The organism is Rhizobium sp. NPDC090279, assembly GCF_044769665.1.
In the GTDB taxonomy this organism is placed as follows: domain Bacteria; phylum Pseudomonadota; class Alphaproteobacteria; order Rhizobiales; family Rhizobiaceae; genus Rhizobium.
The window spans coordinates 332482-349708 of sequence record NZ_JBIVYI010000001.1 but is presented as its reverse complement, the minus strand read 5'-3'; the positions used below and the strand labels follow the sequence as shown (position 1 = coordinate 349708).

The window sequence follows — 17227 nt, the reverse complement described above, 5'->3', positions numbered from 1 at the left end:
ATGATGGCGAAAGGGCGGTTGCGCCCCGGCTTCCTGACGGTTTTCAGAAGGGAATTCGATCGTCTCTGGCGCCGTCCCTTCCTGCTGTTCCTCACGACCATCCTGCCTCTTCTCCTGATGGGAGTGCTGGCAACCGTCTTCAGTGCCGGCCTCGCCACGCGGCTGCCGATCGCCGTGCTCGATCTCGACAACACCGATCTTTCGCGAACGATCATCCGCACGGTCGACGCCACGCCGGATACCGCCGTCTTCCGCAATGTGAGCGACCTCACGGAGGGCAAGCGGCTGATCCTGTCCGGCCAGGTGCATGGCCTGTTGATGCTGCCGCTCCATCTTGAGCGCGATGTCCTTTCCGGTCGCCGCCCCGAAGTCGTCTTCTTCTACAACACCCAGACGATGACGACAGGCAATCTGACGCTGCGCGGTGTCAGCGCCGCGGTTCCCTCCGTTGCGGCCGGCATCCGCCTGTCGCTCAGAACCGCCGAAGGCCAGCCGGTCGACGCTGCCGAAGAGGCGCTCGCGCCCATACCAGTCCAGGTCAATCCGCTCTTCAACCCGACGCTCAACTATGCGCATTTTCTGCTCGCCGCTCTGCTGCCGAGCGTGTTGCAGGTCATCATCGTGACGACGATGGCCTATGCCGTCGGGCTTGATGTCGAAACGACGCATCGCCTGCGCATCCTGAGACGTCTCGGCGGAGGATTGTGGCCGGCGATGGCTGGCAAGATCCTTCCCTATATGCTGCTGTTCCTGGTGGTTCTCGGCATAGCGGACTGGGTTCTTTTCGGCTTCCTGGGCATGCCGCTGCGCGGTGATCGCTATCTGCTGGTGCTCGCCGGCATCCTGTTTATCCTTGCCGACCAGTTCATCGGCGTGCTGCTGGCTCTGTTGATTAGGCCGATGGCGAGCGCCATCAGCATCGGAACGCTATTGATGGCGCCTGCCTTCGGCTTCATGGGGATTGGCTTCCCGCGTATCGGCATGAATGACTTTGCCTATTACTGGGGGCAGATCATACCCGGCACCTGGTATCTGATGGCGCGCATCGACCAGACCATCCGCGGCACGCCGCTCGATCTCTCCTGGAAGCCGATTGTCGTACTGCTCTTCATGGTGCTTCTGCTTGCAAGCCTGACGGCATTGCGCCTGGAAGTGATCCGGGCACGGCGGCAACGCCATGTGGAGCGGGCGACCGCGGACGGGAGGGTCGCGGGATGAAGTCAGTTCTCACCGTCTGCCGTATCGAGCTTGGCCGCGTCCTCACCCTGAAACCGGCCTTTTCGGTATTGATCATCGCCACCCTCATCTATGCCGCCTTCTATCCGCAACCCTACCGCACGGAAGCCTTGCGCCATGTGCCGATTGCCGTCGTCGATCTCGACGGCACGAACAGCAGCCGCGAGCTTGCCCGACGCGTCGATGCCTCGGCGGATGTCGCGGTCGCCGCCGTCCTTCCGGATCAGGCGAGCGCTGAGCGCGAGGTCCATGCCCGCAATCTCTTTGGCATTCTCGTCATCCCGCAATATTTCGAGCGCGATCTTTTGCATAACCGGCAGTCGCCCGTCGCGCTTTATGCCGATGCCAGCTATTTCCTGATCTACCAGCGCATATCCGGCGGCGTGAGCGCCGTTGCAAAGACCATGGGAGCGGAGGTCGAAACGGCAAGATTGATTGCCGCCAAGGTCGATCCCAGGATTGCCGCCGCAGCCTCGGACCCCATGCCCTTGACCACCGTGCCGCTCTTCAATCCGCAGGGAGGATACGCGACCTACATCCTGCCGGCCGCCTTCATTCTCATCATGCAGCAGACATTGCTCATCGGCGTCGGATTGCTCGGCACCTACAGGAACGATGCACTGAGGACCGGGCCGGCGGCCTCGATCGGACCGATTTCCGTCGTTGCCGGAAAGCTGCTGGCCTACCTGATCCTCGAGGCGGTTGTCGCGCCCTTCTACCTGATCGTCATCCCCTATCTTTATAATATCCCGCGTCTCGGCACGCCGCTCTCGATCTTCACTTTCGCACTCCCCTTCGTGCTTGCCGTCAGCGCTCTGGGGCTGGTTATCGCCAGCCTCTTCCGCAGTCCTCTAACGGTGCAGCTCGTCTCCGCCGCGCTCGGCATACCCTTTCTCTTCCTCGCCGGCTTTTCATGGCCGATCGAGGCAATGCCGCCCTTCCTGCACGCCATCGCAACGGTGTTGCCGAGTACCTCGGCCATCAACGGCATCGTTGCCGTTTCGCAGCTCGGCGCTCCCCTTCCCTATGTTCGCCAGGCGTTTCTGACGCTGTGGATATTGGCGGCCGTCTATGTCGCCATCGCCATTCTGCTTGAAAGCAGAAGCAGGCGGCGCCTGGCTGCCAAGGCCTAAGGGATGTCCGGCAACGGTGCCTTCCACGACATGCCGCGCGGAAGCCCTAAATCCTCCGGCAGGAATTGCCAGGGACGAATTTTGGCGTCAGCACGAAATCCTGTGGCGGCTCGACCGCGCCCTGCGGACTGGCGATGCGCTGCATCAGGCGCCTTGCGATGATGCTGCCGAGCGCCAGCGTGTCCTGCACCACCATCGTGATGCGCGGCGTGATGACCGAGCTCCATTGTACGTTGTCGATCATGGCAAGCGAGATGTCTTCGGGACAGCGGAAGCCCAGCTCCTGCATGGCCTGCAGCGCCGAGAGCGCCACGGTGTTGTTGGCGCCGAGGATCGCGGTCGGGCGCTCGGGCTGGATCAGCAGGCGCATGGCCGCCTCATAGCCGGCCGTGCGCGTGAACTGCCCATCGACGATGAAATTCTGGTTCACCTCGATGCCGGCATTGGCCATGGTCTCGGCAAAACCGCGATATCGCTCGGTTGCCGTGTGCATGTGGCTCGGCCCGGTGATGAAGGCGATGCGCCGGTGGCCGAGCTGCAAGAGATGCTCCGTCAGCATCGCGCCGGCGAGATAGTTGTCCGAGCCGACGAAATCACGCTCGATGCCGGCGACCTTCTGGTCGAAGCAGACGATCGGCACGTTCAGGCCAGCGATGAAGTCGAGATAATCCCGGTCGTAGCCCGAAGGCGCAAGCGCAAGCCCTGCGGTCTTGAGGCCGATCAGATGCTCGACCATCGCCCTCTCGCGATCCGTCTTGCCGGAGGAGTCGGTGACGACGACGAAATGCTGGTGGTCGAGCGCATAATTTTCCAGCTCGCGCCGGATATCCCCGAAAAACGGATTGCCGACATTGCCGACGACGAAGCCGATCATGCGGCTCCGCCCGCGCGCCAGACTTTGCGCAAGCGGATCGGCAACGAAGCCGACAGCGGCAATCGCCTGGCGAATTTTCTCCAGCGTCTTCTGGCTGACACGCGCCGGATTGCTCAAGGCCAGCGATACCGTCGAAACGGATACATCGGCGAGTTTGGCGACGTCGCGAATTGTGGCCATGAATTTTTCGAACCGTTTCTATCGCCTTTGGCTTTCCGATCGAAGGTGCTTCCTTCGATGAATCGCTGTCATAAATCTAACATTTGTCGGCCATGAAGCAATATGCGGAAAGAGATTTCAACAGCACACTTGACATATAAGGCAAGTAGATCGATGATTAAATCGAACCGGTTCGATGAAGCCGCAACCCTTGGGAGGATAGTGTGAGCGACGCAGCGATCAGTGGCGGCCAGAATGTGGCCGATGGCAAGACATGGTTTGGACACGACCGCTTCGGCATGTTCATCCACTTCGGACTTTACGCCCTCGGCGCACGCCATGAATGGCTGAAGAATCGCGAGGAATTCACCACCGAAGCCTATCAGAAGTATTTCGACAACTTCGATCCCGACCTTTACGACGCCCGCGAATGGGCACGCCGCGCCCGCGAAGCCGGCATGAAATATGTCGTTCTCACCGCCAAACACCATGAGGGCTTCTGCCTCTGGGACAGCAAGGTCACCGACTACAAGGTCACCAACACGCCCTACGGCAAGGATCTGATCGGGCCTTATGTCGAAGCGCTTCGCGCCGAAGGGCTGAAGGTCGGCTTCTACTATTCCTTGCTCGATTGGCATCATCCGGATTTTCCGATCGACGCGCATCATCCGCAGCGCAACCATCCCGATGCTGCCAAGCTCAATGAGGGCCGCGACGTCAAGCGTTACGCGAAATACATGCGCGACCAGGTGACCGAGCTTCTGACAAACTTCGGCAAGATCGATGTGATCTGGTTCGACTTCAGCTATCCCCGCCGCGTTTACAAGGGCCTGCCCGGCAAGGGCCGCGCCGATTGGGAGAGCGAAGACCTGATGAAGCTGGTGCGCCAGCTGCAGCCCGACATCATCGTCGGCGACCGCCTCGACCTGCCGCGCGACGCCGATCACATGCCCGATCTCGTCACGCCGGAACAGTATACGCCACGCGTCGCTCCGACCGTCGCGGGCCTGCCGGTACGCTGGGAAGCCTGCCACACCTTCAGCGGCTCCTGGGGCTACTATCGCGACGAGACGACCTGGAAGGATGCCGGCCAGCTCATCAACATCCTGATCGACACGGTGTCTCTCGGCGGCAATCTGTTGATGAATGTCGGCCCGACCGGTCGCGGCACCTTCGACGCCCGCGCCATCAAGGCGCTCGACACCTACGGCGAATGGATGCGGCTGAACGGCCGCGCGATCTATGGCGCCGGTCCTTCCACACATAAGGCACCGAACGGTTGCCGTTTCACCCAGAAGGGCAACCGGCTCTATCTGCACATCCAGACCTGGCCGTTCCGCCACATCCACATTGAAGGATTGGGGCGCAAGGTGAAATATGCGCAGTTCCTGCACGATGCCAGCGAACTCCATTGGCTCGATCCGGATGCCGAGGTCGATTCCAATATCGGCGTTGCAGTCGGCGAGGGTATCCTGACGCTCGAACTGCCGGTTCTGAAACCTGACGTCGTGACGCCGGTCATCGAGCTGATCCTCAAGGACTAAAGGAGATCGTGGAACCCAGCAGCCGGTGCCGTCATGAGCCGTGAAGCCGAACTCATTGCCGCGATGACCCCATTGATCGCCGATCTGGCCGAAGACGGCAATGGCGCCGTCGCGCTTGCCGGATCGCGCGGCAAGGGATGGTCGGATGCGCAATCGGATTTCGACTTCCGGGTCTATGCCGATGCCTATCGGGGGCCGGAGGCGCGCCAAACCACGGCGTGGCGGCGTTTCGATACCGCGCTGCGGGGCTTGCAGGCAGAGGGCATCCGCATGGATGGCGTCTGGATGCGGCGATATGCTGGCGTCCAGCGCGATCTGGACTCCTGGCTTGCCGGCATCATCGTGCCCAAGAGCTTCGAATGGACGATCTGGGGCTATCACCTGCCGACCGATCTTGCCAGCCAGCAGATCATCGCCGATCCACGGGGTTTGCTGGCTGGCTGGAAGCAGCAGCTGGCGCAGTATCCAGAAGCGCTGAGGGCCTCCGTCCTCCGCCAATACATGGATATTCTGCGCTATTGGGCCAGGGATTATCATTATGAGAGCAAAGTCGTTCGCCGCGATCTCGTCTTTCTTGTCGGGCTGACGGGCAAGCTTGCCAACGCCATCCTGCAGACGGTCTTTGCCTTCAACCGGGTCTATTATCCTGGCGACGGCTGGAACCTGCCGATGGCGGCCGAACTGGAGCGGCTGCCGCCCGACTTCCTCCAGCGGATGACTGTCATTCTGGAGCCGGGACACGGCCTGGATAGATGGCAGCGCCAGCGAACGGAATTGATCGGCCTCATCGCCGACCTGGAGGCCATGATCGCGGCCTGAACGGGCCACAAAACCAAACCGGAGGGGAGCGTCCGGATAGTGATGAACGTCACTGCAGTCAAAATCATTAAGGAGGAGGAACCATCATGAAACGTTCATTGATTTTCGCCGCCGCCCTTGCGGCGAGTTCACTGCCCGGCATTGGCGCGCAGGCGCAGGATGCCCCCGTGACCCTTACCTGGCAGATGTGGGGTCAGCCGAACGATGCAGAACTCTGGCAACAGCTAGCCGACCTCGTCAACAAGCAATATCCCGATATCAAGGTCAAGCTGCAGCTTTCGGGCTGGACGGATTACTGGACGCGCCTGCCAGTTCTGGCGGCATCGGGGCAGGTCGCCGATATCGTCTCGATGCAGTCGATGCGACTGCCGAATTTCTATTCGATCCTGACGCCGCTCGACGATTATGTGAAGAGCAGCGACGTGAAGGTGGCGGACTTCGAGACGTCGATCATGTCCGGCCTTTCGCAAGACGGTAAGCTTTACGCGCTGCCCTACGATGTCGGCCCGTGGATGGTCTTCTACAATCGCGACAAATTCGCCGCCGCCGGCTTGAAGGAGCCCGCCAAGGACTGGACCTTCGACGATTTCAAGGCCGACGCCAAGGCGCTGACGAAGGACGGAACCTACGGATACGGCACCCAGGCCTTCGATTTCATCGCCGGCCCCGTCGCGCTCGGCGCCGACTATTTCAATGCCGACAACGAATTCGACCTGACCAATGCCGGCTTTGTCGATGCGTTCAGCAAATATGCCGACCTCACCGCCAAAGAAAAACTCTCGCCGGTCTTTGCTTCCGCTGCCGACGCTTCCGCCGCAAGCGGCCGCTTCGCCTCGGGCAATGTCGCCATGTATATCGACGGCCCCTGGTCGCTGATTACCGGGCAGGCCAATGTCAATTTCAAGATCGGCATTGCACCGCTGCCGCGCGGCGCGGGCCCGTCACGCTTCATCACAGCCGGTTCGGGCTGGGGCATTTCCGCCAGCAGTCAGCACAAGGATGCCGCCTTCAAGGCACTGCAGGTGCTGACGGGTCCGAAGGCTGCCGAAATCCTCGGTTCGGCCGGGCGGGCGCTGCCGGCGCGGCTTGCGCAGCAGACCTCCTGGTATGACGGCGCGGCCAAGAATGTTGCCGGCACGCGCGACACGCTGGAATATATGTTCGCCCACACCACACCGTTCCGCATAAACGAGAAATGGAACCAGTTCGAGAATCTGGTGATGCAATATGTGCCGCTGGCACTGACGGGGGACTCGAAACCAGAAGGTGTCTTGAGCGACATTCAGAGCCAGCTACCATAAGCCAGGCACCCGGCCGGTCTGCGGTCGGGCCATAGGCTCGACCGCAGCGCCCTTGCCGAAAAGGAGAGGCCCATGATGCTGGGCAAGCACACCGACATGATCGCAAGACCAAGGCCACGCTCGCGCAAATGGTTTAGAGGCGAGGGATGGACGGCCCTGTTCTTTCTGTTGCCGGGCCTGATCGGCATCGTCCTTTTCCTCGTCCTGCCGATCCTCGCCTCGATCGCGCTCAGCTTCACGAATTGGCAGCTGCTCGGCACGCCGCGCTTCGTCGGCTTCTCCAACTATGTGCGCCTGTTTACGACCGACCCGCAATTCTGGACGGTCATGCGCAACACGATCTTCTTCACGGTCGAGTATCTGGTGCTCAATATCGTCATCTCGCTCGGGCTGGCGACCTGGATTTCGAGCCTGAAGATCGGGCAGCGCTGGTTCCGCGTGATCTTCTTTCTTCCGACCTTCACCCCTCTCATCGCCGTTGCCATGGTCTGGATGCTGATCTTCACGAGCGGCGGCCTTTTCGACAGCCTGATGGCTGCACTGTCCCTACCCTTCGCCGGCGTTCTCAACGATCGTACGCTTGCCATGCAGGCGGTCGTCCTCACCTCGATCTGGGCCGGCGTCGGTTACAATACGGTTCTCTTCAACGCCGCTCTCGACATGGTGCCGGCGACCTACCTCGAAGCGGCGCGGATCGACGGCGCGACAGCCTGGGATCGGTTCTGGAAAATTCGCCTGCCGCTGATCTCGCCGACGCTGTTCTTCGGCACGGTGATGACGGCGATCACCTCGCTGCAGGTCTTCGACCAGATCTACGTCATGACCAAGGGCGGGCCGGGATCGTCGACGGCGACGCTCGGCTACGCCATCTACCAACGCGGCTTTCAGAACTTTCAGATGGGCTATGCCTCGGCCATCGCCTGGGTGATGTTCGCGCTGATTATGGCACTGACCGCCCTGCAATTCTGGTTCCAGCGCAAATGGGTGCATTATGACGCCTAGATCCGAAAGCAGAGCACGCCGCAAGCTGGTGCTCGATATCATCAACCACGCTGCCCTTGCGCTCGTCGCACTCGCCTTCCTCTTTCCCTTCTTCTGGATGATCTCGAATGCCGTACGTTCCAATGCCGAGGTGACGGCGATACCGCCGCGCATCCTGCCGGAGGTCTTCGAATGGGGTAATTTCGCCGCGGCCTGGACCCAGCTGCCCTTTGGTCGCTTCTTCCTGAACAGCGCCATCATCGCCATTTGCGTCACAGCGATCACCGTCGTCGTCTCCTGCCTGTCCGGCTATGCCTTCGCCCGGCTGAAGTTCCGAGGACGCGAAACGCTGTTGCTCGGCTATATTGGCACGCTGATGGTGCCGCCGCTGATGCTGATCATTCCGCTGTTTCTGATCGTCAACAAGCTCGGTCTGGTCAACACCTTCCCCGGCGTGATCCTGCCGATCTCCTTCGGCACCTTCGGCGCGTTCCTGATGCGGCAGTTTTTCCTCTCCATCCCGATGGAGCTTGAGGAGGCAGCATGGATCGACGGCGCGTCGCGTCTGCGCATCCTCGTCAGCATCATCGTGCCGCTGTCCATGCCGGCGATCGGGCTTCTGTCGCTCTTCACCTTCATCGGGCAGTGGAACAATTTCCTCTGGCCGCTGATCGTGATGACCGGCGCCGACAATGCCACGCTACCCGTCGGCCTCACCATGTTCCAGACGCAGCAGGGCACGCAGTGGAACTACCTGATGGCCGGCGCCACCCTTTCCATGCTTCCAGGCATCTTCCTTGCGATCATCCTGCAGAAGCTCATCTACAACAGCATCGCCCTCAACGCGGGCATGGGCGGGCGCTGAAGCGTCGCCCGACACCTTAGGAGCAAATCAATGGCGAAACTGACCATTCGCAACGCCATCAAACGCTACGGCGCGCTCGAAGTGTTGCATGGCGTCTCCGTCGCCGCACAGGACGGCGAGTTCATGGTGCTTGTTGGACCTTCGGGCTGCGGAAAATCCACCTTGCTGCGCATGATCGCCGGGCTGGAAGGTATCAGCAACGGCGAGATCGAAATCGGCGACCGCATCGTCAACGATCTCGAACCCAACGAGCGCGATATCGCCATGGTGTTCCAGTCCTATGCGCTCTATCCGCACATGACCGTGCGCGACAACATGGCCTTTTCGCTGAAGCTCGCGCGCCGCAGCAGGCAGGAGATCGAGCAGAAAGTAAACGATGCAGCCGCGATCCTCGATCTCGCCGCCCTCCTCGATCGCTATCCCCGGCAATTGTCCGGCGGACAACGCCAGCGTGTGGCGATGGGCCGCGCCATCGTCCGCAACCCGGCGGTTTTCCTGTTCGACGAGCCGCTGTCCAACCTCGACGCAAAGCTGCGCGTTCAGATGCGCACTGAGATCAAGACGCTGCACCAGCGGCTCGGCACCACCATGGTCTATGTCACCCATGACCAGATGGAAGCCATGACCATGGCCGACCGTATCGTCGTCATGCGTGGCGGCCATATCGAACAAATCGGCTCGCCGCTCGAAATCTACGATGCACCGGCCAACAGCTTCGTCGCCGGCTTCATCGGATCGCCGTCGATGAACTTCATAGATGGCACAGTCGCCGACCGGAACGGGAGCTTGGGGCTGCAGGACGCCGAAAATCTGCATTGGCCGCTGCCGGAAAGCGCCCGCCGCTATCTCGGCCGATCTCTCCAGCTTGGTATCCGTCCGGAACACATCGCCGTCGATGCCGCTGGCGTGCAGGCCAAAGTCATCATCATCGAGCCGACTGGCTCGGACACGCATCTGCAATTGCAGGCCGGCGCTCAATCCATCGTGGCCGCCGTCAGGGACCGACCTTCGGTGTCTCCCGGCCAGCCGATCCAGCTCAGGATCGATCCGGCGAAGGCACATCTGTTCGATCCATCGAACGGCCAGCGCCTGCATTGACTATAGGACCTTCATTCTCCGGTCTGCTGCAGCGGATAAAATCTTCTGTCTGCAGCGCTTTTGGGTTTCAAAACCTAGCCATGAGCCGAAGTCCGGCCTAAAGACAGGGCACGTTTTGAATAGCCTGGAGAGAAAGCCGATGAGCCAAGAAGGTCAGAAGACGATCGCCACCTGGTATGTCGACCCTGATGCCGAGGACAGAATGTCAGACGGCCATGCGCCGATCTGGAGACATCTGATCGACCTCATCGTCGAGCGCGATCTGTCCGCCAAGAGCGTCGTCGACTTCGGCTGCAATCAGGGCGGCCTGCTGCGGCATCTCTATGCCATCAGGCCGTTCCGTAAGGCTCTCGGCATCGACATCGCCGAACAGTCGATCGCCAAGGCCGAAGCCTTCAAGGGCAACCTGCCGGTCCAGCATGCCGTCGGCGGCACGCTCGACGGCTGGGTCGAGGAGTTCGATCTCGCAATCAGCCACGAGGTCATATACCTCGTCGAGGATATCCATGTGCACGCAGCGGATATCTGGAAGGCATTAAGGCCCGGCGGCGTCTATTATGCCGTCACCGGCTGCCATACGGACAACCCGCTTTGGCCGAAATGGCGCGATCTCGTCGCCAAGCGCACCAATACCGTCGTCCAGGATCGCTCGATTTCCGATTACGGCCGCGCCTTTGCCAAGGCAGGCTTCGCGGTCTCCGGCCGCAAGCTGGAATATGACGGCTTCATCCCGTTCGTCGAGGATGGCTGGACGCCTGACTTTGCCGATGCGCTCGACTACTACACGCAGACGAAAATCGTCTTCCGGCTCGTCAAACCCCTGGCTGGCTAAGCCGCGTCAGCTCGACATCGAAATGCGGCGGCGCGTCCGGGCTGACCTGGACAAACCGCCCCTTCACCCGGAAGGTCTTTTCGATCAGGCCGCTTTCGGCGAGTGCTTTCGGCTCGCCGTCGAAGCGCAGCTCGCCTTTTTCCAGCAGCGAGATGCGGTCGCTGACGGCGATCGCCTGATTGATATCGTGGATCGCCATGATGATGGTGACGCCCCTCTCGCGGCTGAGCCGATGGACGAGGTCCAGCACCTCGACCTGATAGCCTATATCGAGAAACGAGGTCGGCTCATCGAGCAGCAATATGCCGGCTTCCTGCGCAAGGGCGGCGGATATCCATGCCCGCTGCCGCTCGCCGCCGGAAAGTTCCTGCAGGGTGCGGTCGGCAAGGCTCGAAAGTCCCGTGCTTTCCAGCGCCCATTCGATCGCCTCTTCATCCTTATGATCATAGCTGCGGAAAAGCCCGACATGCGCGAAGCGACCCTGCCGCACCAGCTGCGCAATGGTCATCTCATCCGGCGCCGACGGCTGCTGCGGCAGGAAGGCGAGCTTCCTGGCGATCGCTCGTCGCGACATGGTTGCGACCGGGACATCCTCGATCGTTACCTGACCTTCGGCTGGAGCAATCAGGCCGGCAAGCGCCTGCAAAGCCGTGCTCTTGCCCGATCCGTTCGGGCCGATCAGCGCCCGGATTTCGCCTTGCCTCATGGAGAGCTTGAAGCCGTCGAGCGCCTTGCGACGACCGTAGAAGACAGAGAGTTGCGAACAGGACAGCGGCATGGCGATCTCAGGGGATTTTTCTTAGGAGGACGAGCAGCACGGGCACGCCGACAATGGCGGTGACGACCCCGATCGGCACTTCTTCCGCCTGCCCGGCGAGGCGGCCGATCAGATCGCCCAGCGTCACGAAGATGGCACCGAGGACAACTGTTAGAGGCAGAACCAGCGGGAAGTGCCGGCCGGCGAGGAAGCGGGCCAGATGCGGAACGACGAGCCCGACGAAGACGATCGGACCGACTGCACCGACCGCACTTGCCGCAAGAGCGCAGGAAACCAGCAGCACGGCGGAAAACTGCCGGCGATAGGCAAGCCCGAACGAGCGGGCGACCTGCGCATCGAATTGCAGCATGACCAAGGGCCGATAAATCAGCGGCAGGACGAGCAGGCCCGCGACCGTGAACGGCAGGAGGAAGAGCGCATGATCCCAGGTGCGCGCGTAGAGGCTTCCCGAAAGCCATTCGAGAATGATCTCGATGCGCGCCGATCCCCAGCCGGCGATCAGGCCGACAGCGAGCGCGTGCAGGACCGCGCCGACCGCAACGCCGCAGAGCGTGATCCGCAGCGGGCTGAGCTCAAGCCGGAAGGCAAGCATGTAGATGATGCCGCCGGCGATCATTCCGCCCGCAAGGCCCGCGACGGGTAGCCAGGCGATCGGCAGCTCCGCCACCGTGTTTTCGCCGGGATTGAAGATATAGACCGTGAAGAGCAGGAACAGCGTGACGGTCAGCGTCGCACCCTGCGAAACCCCCATCAGGGAGGGATCGGCAAGCGGGTTTCGCGTGATCGTCTGCAAGAGCAGGCCGGCGACGCCGAACTGGATGCCGGCAAGGATACCGGTGACGATGCGCGGCAGCCGGATATCGAGAATGATCGACTGCGCCTCGGGCGAACCCTTGCCGCCGACAACGGCGAGTACATCGGCCGTCGGCAGATCGACAACGCCGAGGAATGTCGCAGCAACCAGCGAAAGAACCGCGATGCCGATGACGATCGGCAACATGCCCCTTCGCGGCAGATGAGGAATGGGGGCGTCCACAGTCATAGGCCCTGCCCCCTAAATTGCAGGCGGCCGCGTTGGATGAGGTAAATAAAGACCGGCCCGCCGATCAATGCCGTGATGATGCCGACGGGAAGCTCCTTCGGAATGGCGACCGTGCGGGCGATGAGATCGGCAACGGTCACGATCAGCGCCCCGATGGCGGCAGAAAGCGCGATCTCCCATGCCGCGCCGAGCGGCTTCAGCAGGCGGGCGATATGCGGCGCCGCCAGCCCGACGAAGGCGACCGGCCCCGCAACGGGAGCGATACCGGCAACGGGACAGACCCCGAGCACAAGCAACACGGGCTTCCAGAGATTGAGCTGGACGCCCATGCCGGCGGCGGCGTGATCGCTGAGCGCGAACATACCGATAACGCGATGGAGCGCCAACGCGCCCGCAACCCCAACGATGACCCAAGGAAGCATATAGGTGAGATGCGACCAGGAGCGCCCTTGAAAGCCGCCTGAGAGCCAGAACAGAAGGGAGGTCGCTTGCGGCCCGGTCAGCAGCAGCACGTAGATCGTGATTGCGCCGAGAAACAGTGAGACGCTGACACCGCCGAGCGCTAGATGCAGTGGCCGCCCCTGCCCGCCTTTCGAGACCCAGAAGGTAACGGCCGCAGCCGTCAGGCCGCCCGCAAGACCGACGAAGGGATAGTAGGCGGATGAGAGCCAGGGCAGGAAGACAAAACAGCAGACGATCGGCGTGACCGCGCCGGCGGTGACGCCGGTAATTCCGGGGTCGGCGAGCGGATTTCGCGTCAATGTCTGCAGGAGATAGCCGGAGACGGCAAGTCCGGCGCCGGCAACGGCTGCAGCAAGGCTTCGTGGCAGGCGCAGCGTCCAGACAAGGATGGAGTTTACCTTGCCGTCCGGCTCAAGGAGGGCGCGGCCGGCGTCCGCAATCGTCAAGACCTTCGCGCCGGGCAGCAGGCCGGCTAGGACTACCAGCATGGTCACGGCAACAAGGAGTGCGATCACCGCCAGTGATCTGCGCGCATCCATTGTGGCCACGGCCCGAAGCATTTACTTCTGAATGTCGGCTGGAATGATCTTCGCGGCTTCCGCCCTCACATCGACGGCCGGAAAAGCATCTGGGTAGAGATAATGCGCGGCTTCACGCAACACGATCTCGCGGGCGATCGGACCGTTGGTCTCGACCCACTGGTCGCCGACATAGAAAACCCTCTTGTTCTTGACTGCGGTCAGTTCCTGCCAGATCGGGTTGTTCTCATGTGGACGATCCGGGCCGGAGTCGTAGATGAACAGGACTTCGGGGTCTTTCTCCAGCATGGTCTCTAGGCTCAAATCGATGCCGAAGGGGCCGCCGGGTGTTTTTGGTCCGGCAATATTGTCACCGCCGATGGCGGCAACAATCGAGGCTGAGGTGTTTTCCGTATGAAAGGCGAAGGGCGTCTCGCCGCCCCACATGATCGCAAAACGAGGATGTGCATTCTTTGGCGCCTTGGCGGCGATCTCATCAAGGTGCTTGTGGAAGTCGGCGTTGAGTTGCAGGCCACGCTCGGGCTTGCCGAGAATCTTCGAGAATTCCGCGATTTCCTTATCGCTCTCGGTCAAGAGCTCCATGTTGTAGGCAAGATAGGGCGCGATCTTCTCAAGCTGCGGCGCGTTGCCGACCGTATAACGGCGGATCGCGACGATGAGATCGGGCTTGGCCTGCGACAGCAGTTCGAGATTGGGCTTGGCGCGCTGGCCGATCTGCGCCATCTGCGAGGTCAAGCCGAGGAGAAAGTCCGGCTGCCGGCCCGCCGTCATATAGGTGCTCGCGACCGGCTTGATGCCAAGAGCAAGCGCGACGTCATCGGCAAAATAGGAGATCGCGGCAATCCGCTTCGGCTGTACAGGCACCTCGACCTTGACGCCACGGTCATCCGTCACCGAGACGGTTTTCGCGTCCTCCGCCGCGGCAGTACCGGCAACCAGCAAGGCGAGCAGGCCGAACATCGACGCGAGTTTACCTACATTGTTCGCCATCACGAGATCCTCCGTCAGATGCGCGAGATGGCTTTAGTCAATAAAGAAGAGTTTTGCAATCCAGTTTCGGTTCGACTTTTACGGGTACCGCGTCAGGCGCGAAGCGCCGCGGCCGGACTGGAACGCAGGGCGCTGATCGCCGGAACGATGGAGATGATCGCCGCGACGGCTGCAAAGCCTCCGACGAGCCATAGATCCCCGATAGTAAAGCCGACAGGCAGGCGCACCGCCGTCGACGCGGCAAGCCGCGCGGAGATCGTCAGCGCCGCCAGATAGCCGAACGCAATGCCGAGCGCGATGCCGGCGGCAAACAGAATGAAGAGCTCGCCCCAGACAAGCGCAACGATCGAGCGGACCGGCGTGCCGAGCGCCCGCAATGCACCGATCTGCCTACGCCTGGAGCCGACATGCATGATCGTCACCAGCGCGATCGCGGCGATCACGATCGCCTGCGTTCCCAGCGCAATCGCCAGCAGGAGACTGCGGACATCGCCGAGCGTAGCGTAGAGTCTGGTCAGCACCTCCGCCGGAAAGACGCCGAGCGTCGTACCTGTGCGGTATTCCTGGCGCAAGCGATAGGCATCGGCAATCGTTTTCGGCTTGACGAGTACGGCCGGAACGCCGGGCGTCTGCGCGTCGAAATGTTCATCGATCGGGGCATCCGCATCGACGTGGCCATGCTCGTGTTCATGGTCTTCTTGATGATCCGGTTCCGGACTGCCTGCGCCATGCGCACCGGCCTCGTCGCCATCATGGTCGTGATGGTCTTCGCCATGCATACCGTGCAACTGCCAGACGGCGCGGATCGGCACCAGGATCGCGCGATCCCAAGCCGTGCCCGTCGGCGCCATGCGACCACTGACCTTGTAGGCAATGGTCGTGTGAGTTTCGCCACCGGTTTCGGCCGTGCCGTGCATCGGCTTGATTTCCGCGCCCGCCGACAAGGCGACATCGGAACCGACCACCGCTTCGCCGAGGCGCGCAAACATGGCGCCCTGCGACAGCGACGGCGAGAGGGAGGAGATCAGCCCGGTCGTCGTGCCGACAATCGGGTGCCCATAGGCGGAATCGCCGAAGCCGACGGGGGCGGCCAGTTCAACGCGCGGATCGCTGGTAAGGCGGGCAAGGACGGCACCGTCCATCAACGGCAGCGGCGCCGGCTGCAGGAAGACGGCTGAAAGCGCCAACTGGGTTTCGCTGCCGGCAGCGCCAACAAGCAGATCGAATTTTTCGGCGGCGCGCGCACTGCCGAGGCGAACAGCGCGCTCCTGCAACGTAACCGTCACGCTCAAGGCAACCGACAGGGCAATCAGCACCGCGACGGCAAGCGCCCCGCTCCAGAAACGCCTGAGGTCGGCAAGGATGAAAGTGATCATTGCGCGGCAACCTCTTGGCTGTCTTCTTCGATGCGTCCGCTCGCCAGATTGATGCGGCGGCCAAGCCGCTCCGCAAGCGCGATATCATGTGTCACAACAACGAGCGTCGTCCCTTCTTCTGCTGCCAGCTGCAGCAGAAGTTCCGCAACCTCATTGCCCGCCTGACGATCGAGGCTAGCAGTCGGTTCGTCGGCGACGACGACGCCGGGACGAGACAGCAACGCTCGGGCAACGGCGACGCGCTGCATCTCGCCGCGCGACAGGGTCTCGATTTTCTGCTGCGGGCGCGCAATGCCGGTCACGGATAACAGGTGGAGCGCGCGTTCCCGCTCGTCGGGCGTGAGACGTCGCGTCAGTTTGACAGGAAGTATGACGTTCTCGAAGGCGGACAGACCGGGAAAGAGGTGGAAATCCTGCATGACAAGGCCGATGTTGCGCGCCCGAAAGGCATCACGCCGGCCGGAGGAAAGATGGGTAATTTCGGTGCCGCTCCAGGAGATGCTGCCGCGCGTCACCTTCTCAAGGCCGGTAACGGCGTTGACGAAGGTGCTCTTGCCGGAACCGGATGCACCGGTGATCGCAAGACTGCCACCCGCCGGCAGATGAAAGCGCTCAATGGCGAGCACGGGCTGAGCCAAGCCCGGAAACTGCATTTCAAGACTGGAAACATCAAGAGCGAGCATAGCGATCAGACAGTCCTGAACGACGCGTCCCGAAGACGCAATTGGCTGATGAAACCGGTTTCAGGGTCTGTCCACGAGCCGAACTCCAGCACGCCCCGCGCCGTGATGGGCGCATTGAACTGCACGAAGGTCTGCTTGCCGGAGAGATAGACAACCATGATATTGTCGGGCCAGTCCGCATCGGAAGAGCAGAAGGGGCAAAGCGACATCGGGATCTCAGTCAGAACGAAGAAGGCGGCCTCCGCCTTCAACGGCGGTGCCATGAAGCCGTTGATGGCGACATCCTTGCCGTTCAACTGTTTCACCTTGTCGGAAAATTCGAGACCGAGCGGGCCGAAGCTCTTGTAGAGTTCGCCGAAGCCGAGTTTTTCGGCGGCGTTCGCCCGCATCGCGATACCCATGATCGGCATGGCCGCGGCAGCGGCCAGAAAGCTCCGGCGATTGATTGTGGCGATCTTGTTCTTCGACATCGCATACCCCCATAAGAGATGGAGAAAGACAGGCGGCTTTGATAC

General features: G+C 61.7%; 17 protein-coding genes. 9 read left to right on the top strand and 8 right to left on the bottom strand.

Features of this window, described 5'->3' with window-relative positions; genetic code table 11:
• Both ACIQWP_RS01635 and ACIQWP_RS01630 read left to right on the top strand, forming a co-directional pair.
• Positions 1 to 1218 (top strand): ABC transporter permease, encoded by a 1218-nt coding sequence (locus ACIQWP_RS01635; protein ID WP_402781339.1) that lies wholly within the window; start codon positions 1 to 3, stop codon positions 1216 to 1218.
• On the top strand, positions 1215 to 2369 hold the full coding sequence (locus ACIQWP_RS01630) for an ABC transporter permease (RefSeq protein WP_402781336.1): 1155 nt from the start codon (positions 1215 to 1217) through the stop codon (positions 2367 to 2369). The genes ACIQWP_RS01635 and ACIQWP_RS01630 overlap by 4 nt, the downstream gene beginning before the upstream one ends.
• Before the next feature lie 46 nt (positions 2370 to 2415).
• Here ACIQWP_RS01630 and ACIQWP_RS01625 read toward each other — a convergent pair whose 3' ends face one another.
• The gene (locus ACIQWP_RS01625) at positions 2416 to 3423 is read right to left on the bottom strand and encodes a LacI family DNA-binding transcriptional regulator (RefSeq protein WP_402781334.1); all 1008 of its coding nucleotides are present in this window, start codon (positions 3421 to 3423) and stop codon (positions 2416 to 2418) included.
• Between the two features lie 203 nt (positions 3424 to 3626).
• On the opposite strand from ACIQWP_RS01625, the gene ACIQWP_RS01620 reads away from it, so the two are divergent.
• From ACIQWP_RS01620 to ACIQWP_RS01590, 7 genes are all read left to right on the top strand, one after another.
• Positions 3627 to 4946, top strand: a complete 1320-nt coding sequence (locus tag ACIQWP_RS01620) for an alpha-L-fucosidase (RefSeq protein ID WP_402781331.1) — start codon at positions 3627 to 3629, stop codon at positions 4944 to 4946.
• 33 nt (positions 4947 to 4979) lie between these two features.
• Positions 4980 to 5765, top strand: coding sequence for a DUF4037 domain-containing protein (locus ACIQWP_RS01615; RefSeq protein WP_402781328.1), 786 nt, complete (start codon positions 4980 to 4982; stop codon positions 5763 to 5765).
• Between the two features lie 86 nt (positions 5766 to 5851).
• Positions 5852 to 7066 (top strand): ABC transporter substrate-binding protein, encoded by a 1215-nt coding sequence (locus tag ACIQWP_RS01610; RefSeq protein ID WP_402781325.1) that lies wholly within the window; start codon positions 5852 to 5854, stop codon positions 7064 to 7066.
• A 96-nt stretch (positions 7067 to 7162) separates the two neighbouring features.
• Positions 7163 to 8068: a carbohydrate ABC transporter permease gene (locus tag ACIQWP_RS01605; protein WP_402782702.1), complete on the top strand. Its 906-nt coding sequence runs from the start codon at positions 7163 to 7165 to the stop codon at positions 8066 to 8068.
• On the top strand, positions 8058 to 8912 hold the full coding sequence (locus tag ACIQWP_RS01600; RefSeq protein ID WP_402781322.1) for a carbohydrate ABC transporter permease: 855 nt from the start codon (positions 8058 to 8060) through the stop codon (positions 8910 to 8912). Before ACIQWP_RS01605 ends, ACIQWP_RS01600 begins: the two co-directional genes overlap by 11 nt.
• A gap of 30 nt (positions 8913 to 8942) precedes the next feature.
• Positions 8943 to 10010, top strand: a complete 1068-nt coding sequence (locus tag ACIQWP_RS01595) for an ABC transporter ATP-binding protein (RefSeq protein WP_402781319.1) — start codon at positions 8943 to 8945, stop codon at positions 10008 to 10010.
• Positions 10011 to 10149: 139 nt separating this feature from the next.
• Positions 10150 to 10842, top strand: a complete 693-nt coding sequence (locus tag ACIQWP_RS01590; protein ID WP_402781316.1) for a class I SAM-dependent methyltransferase — start codon at positions 10150 to 10152, stop codon at positions 10840 to 10842.
• Here ACIQWP_RS01590 and ACIQWP_RS01585 read toward each other — a convergent pair.
• The 7 genes from ACIQWP_RS01585 to ACIQWP_RS01555 form a co-directional block, all read right to left on the bottom strand.
• Positions 10823 to 11620, bottom strand: coding sequence for an ABC transporter ATP-binding protein (locus tag ACIQWP_RS01585; protein ID WP_402781312.1), 798 nt, complete (start codon positions 11618 to 11620; stop codon positions 10823 to 10825). The two genes, ACIQWP_RS01590 and ACIQWP_RS01585, sit on opposite strands and share 20 nt — an antisense overlap.
• A 7-nt stretch (positions 11621 to 11627) precedes the next feature.
• The gene (locus ACIQWP_RS01580; protein ID WP_402782700.1) at positions 11628 to 12620 is read right to left on the bottom strand and encodes a FecCD family ABC transporter permease; all 993 of its coding nucleotides are present in this window, start codon (positions 12618 to 12620) and stop codon (positions 11628 to 11630) included.
• A gap of 38 nt (positions 12621 to 12658) precedes the next feature.
• Positions 12659 to 13663: a FecCD family ABC transporter permease gene (locus ACIQWP_RS01575; protein ID WP_402781309.1), complete on the bottom strand. Its 1005-nt coding sequence runs from the start codon at positions 13661 to 13663 to the stop codon at positions 12659 to 12661.
• Positions 13664 to 13684: 21 nt separating this feature from the next.
• Positions 13685 to 14653: an ABC transporter substrate-binding protein gene (locus ACIQWP_RS01570; RefSeq protein WP_402781306.1), complete on the bottom strand. Its 969-nt coding sequence runs from the start codon at positions 14651 to 14653 to the stop codon at positions 13685 to 13687.
• A gap of 92 nt (positions 14654 to 14745) precedes the next feature.
• Positions 14746 to 16029, bottom strand: coding sequence for an ABC transporter permease (locus ACIQWP_RS01565; RefSeq protein WP_402781303.1), 1284 nt, complete (start codon positions 16027 to 16029; stop codon positions 14746 to 14748).
• A complete protein-coding gene (locus ACIQWP_RS01560; protein ID WP_402781300.1) occupies positions 16026 to 16712 on the bottom strand; it encodes an ABC transporter ATP-binding protein in 687 nt (228 codons plus the stop codon). Before ACIQWP_RS01560 ends, ACIQWP_RS01565 begins: the two co-directional genes overlap by 4 nt.
• A gap of 5 nt (positions 16713 to 16717) precedes the next feature.
• Positions 16718 to 17182 (bottom strand): hypothetical protein, encoded by a 465-nt coding sequence (locus ACIQWP_RS01555; protein WP_402781297.1) that lies wholly within the window; start codon positions 17180 to 17182, stop codon positions 16718 to 16720.
• Positions 17183 to 17227: the final 45 nt, after the last annotated feature.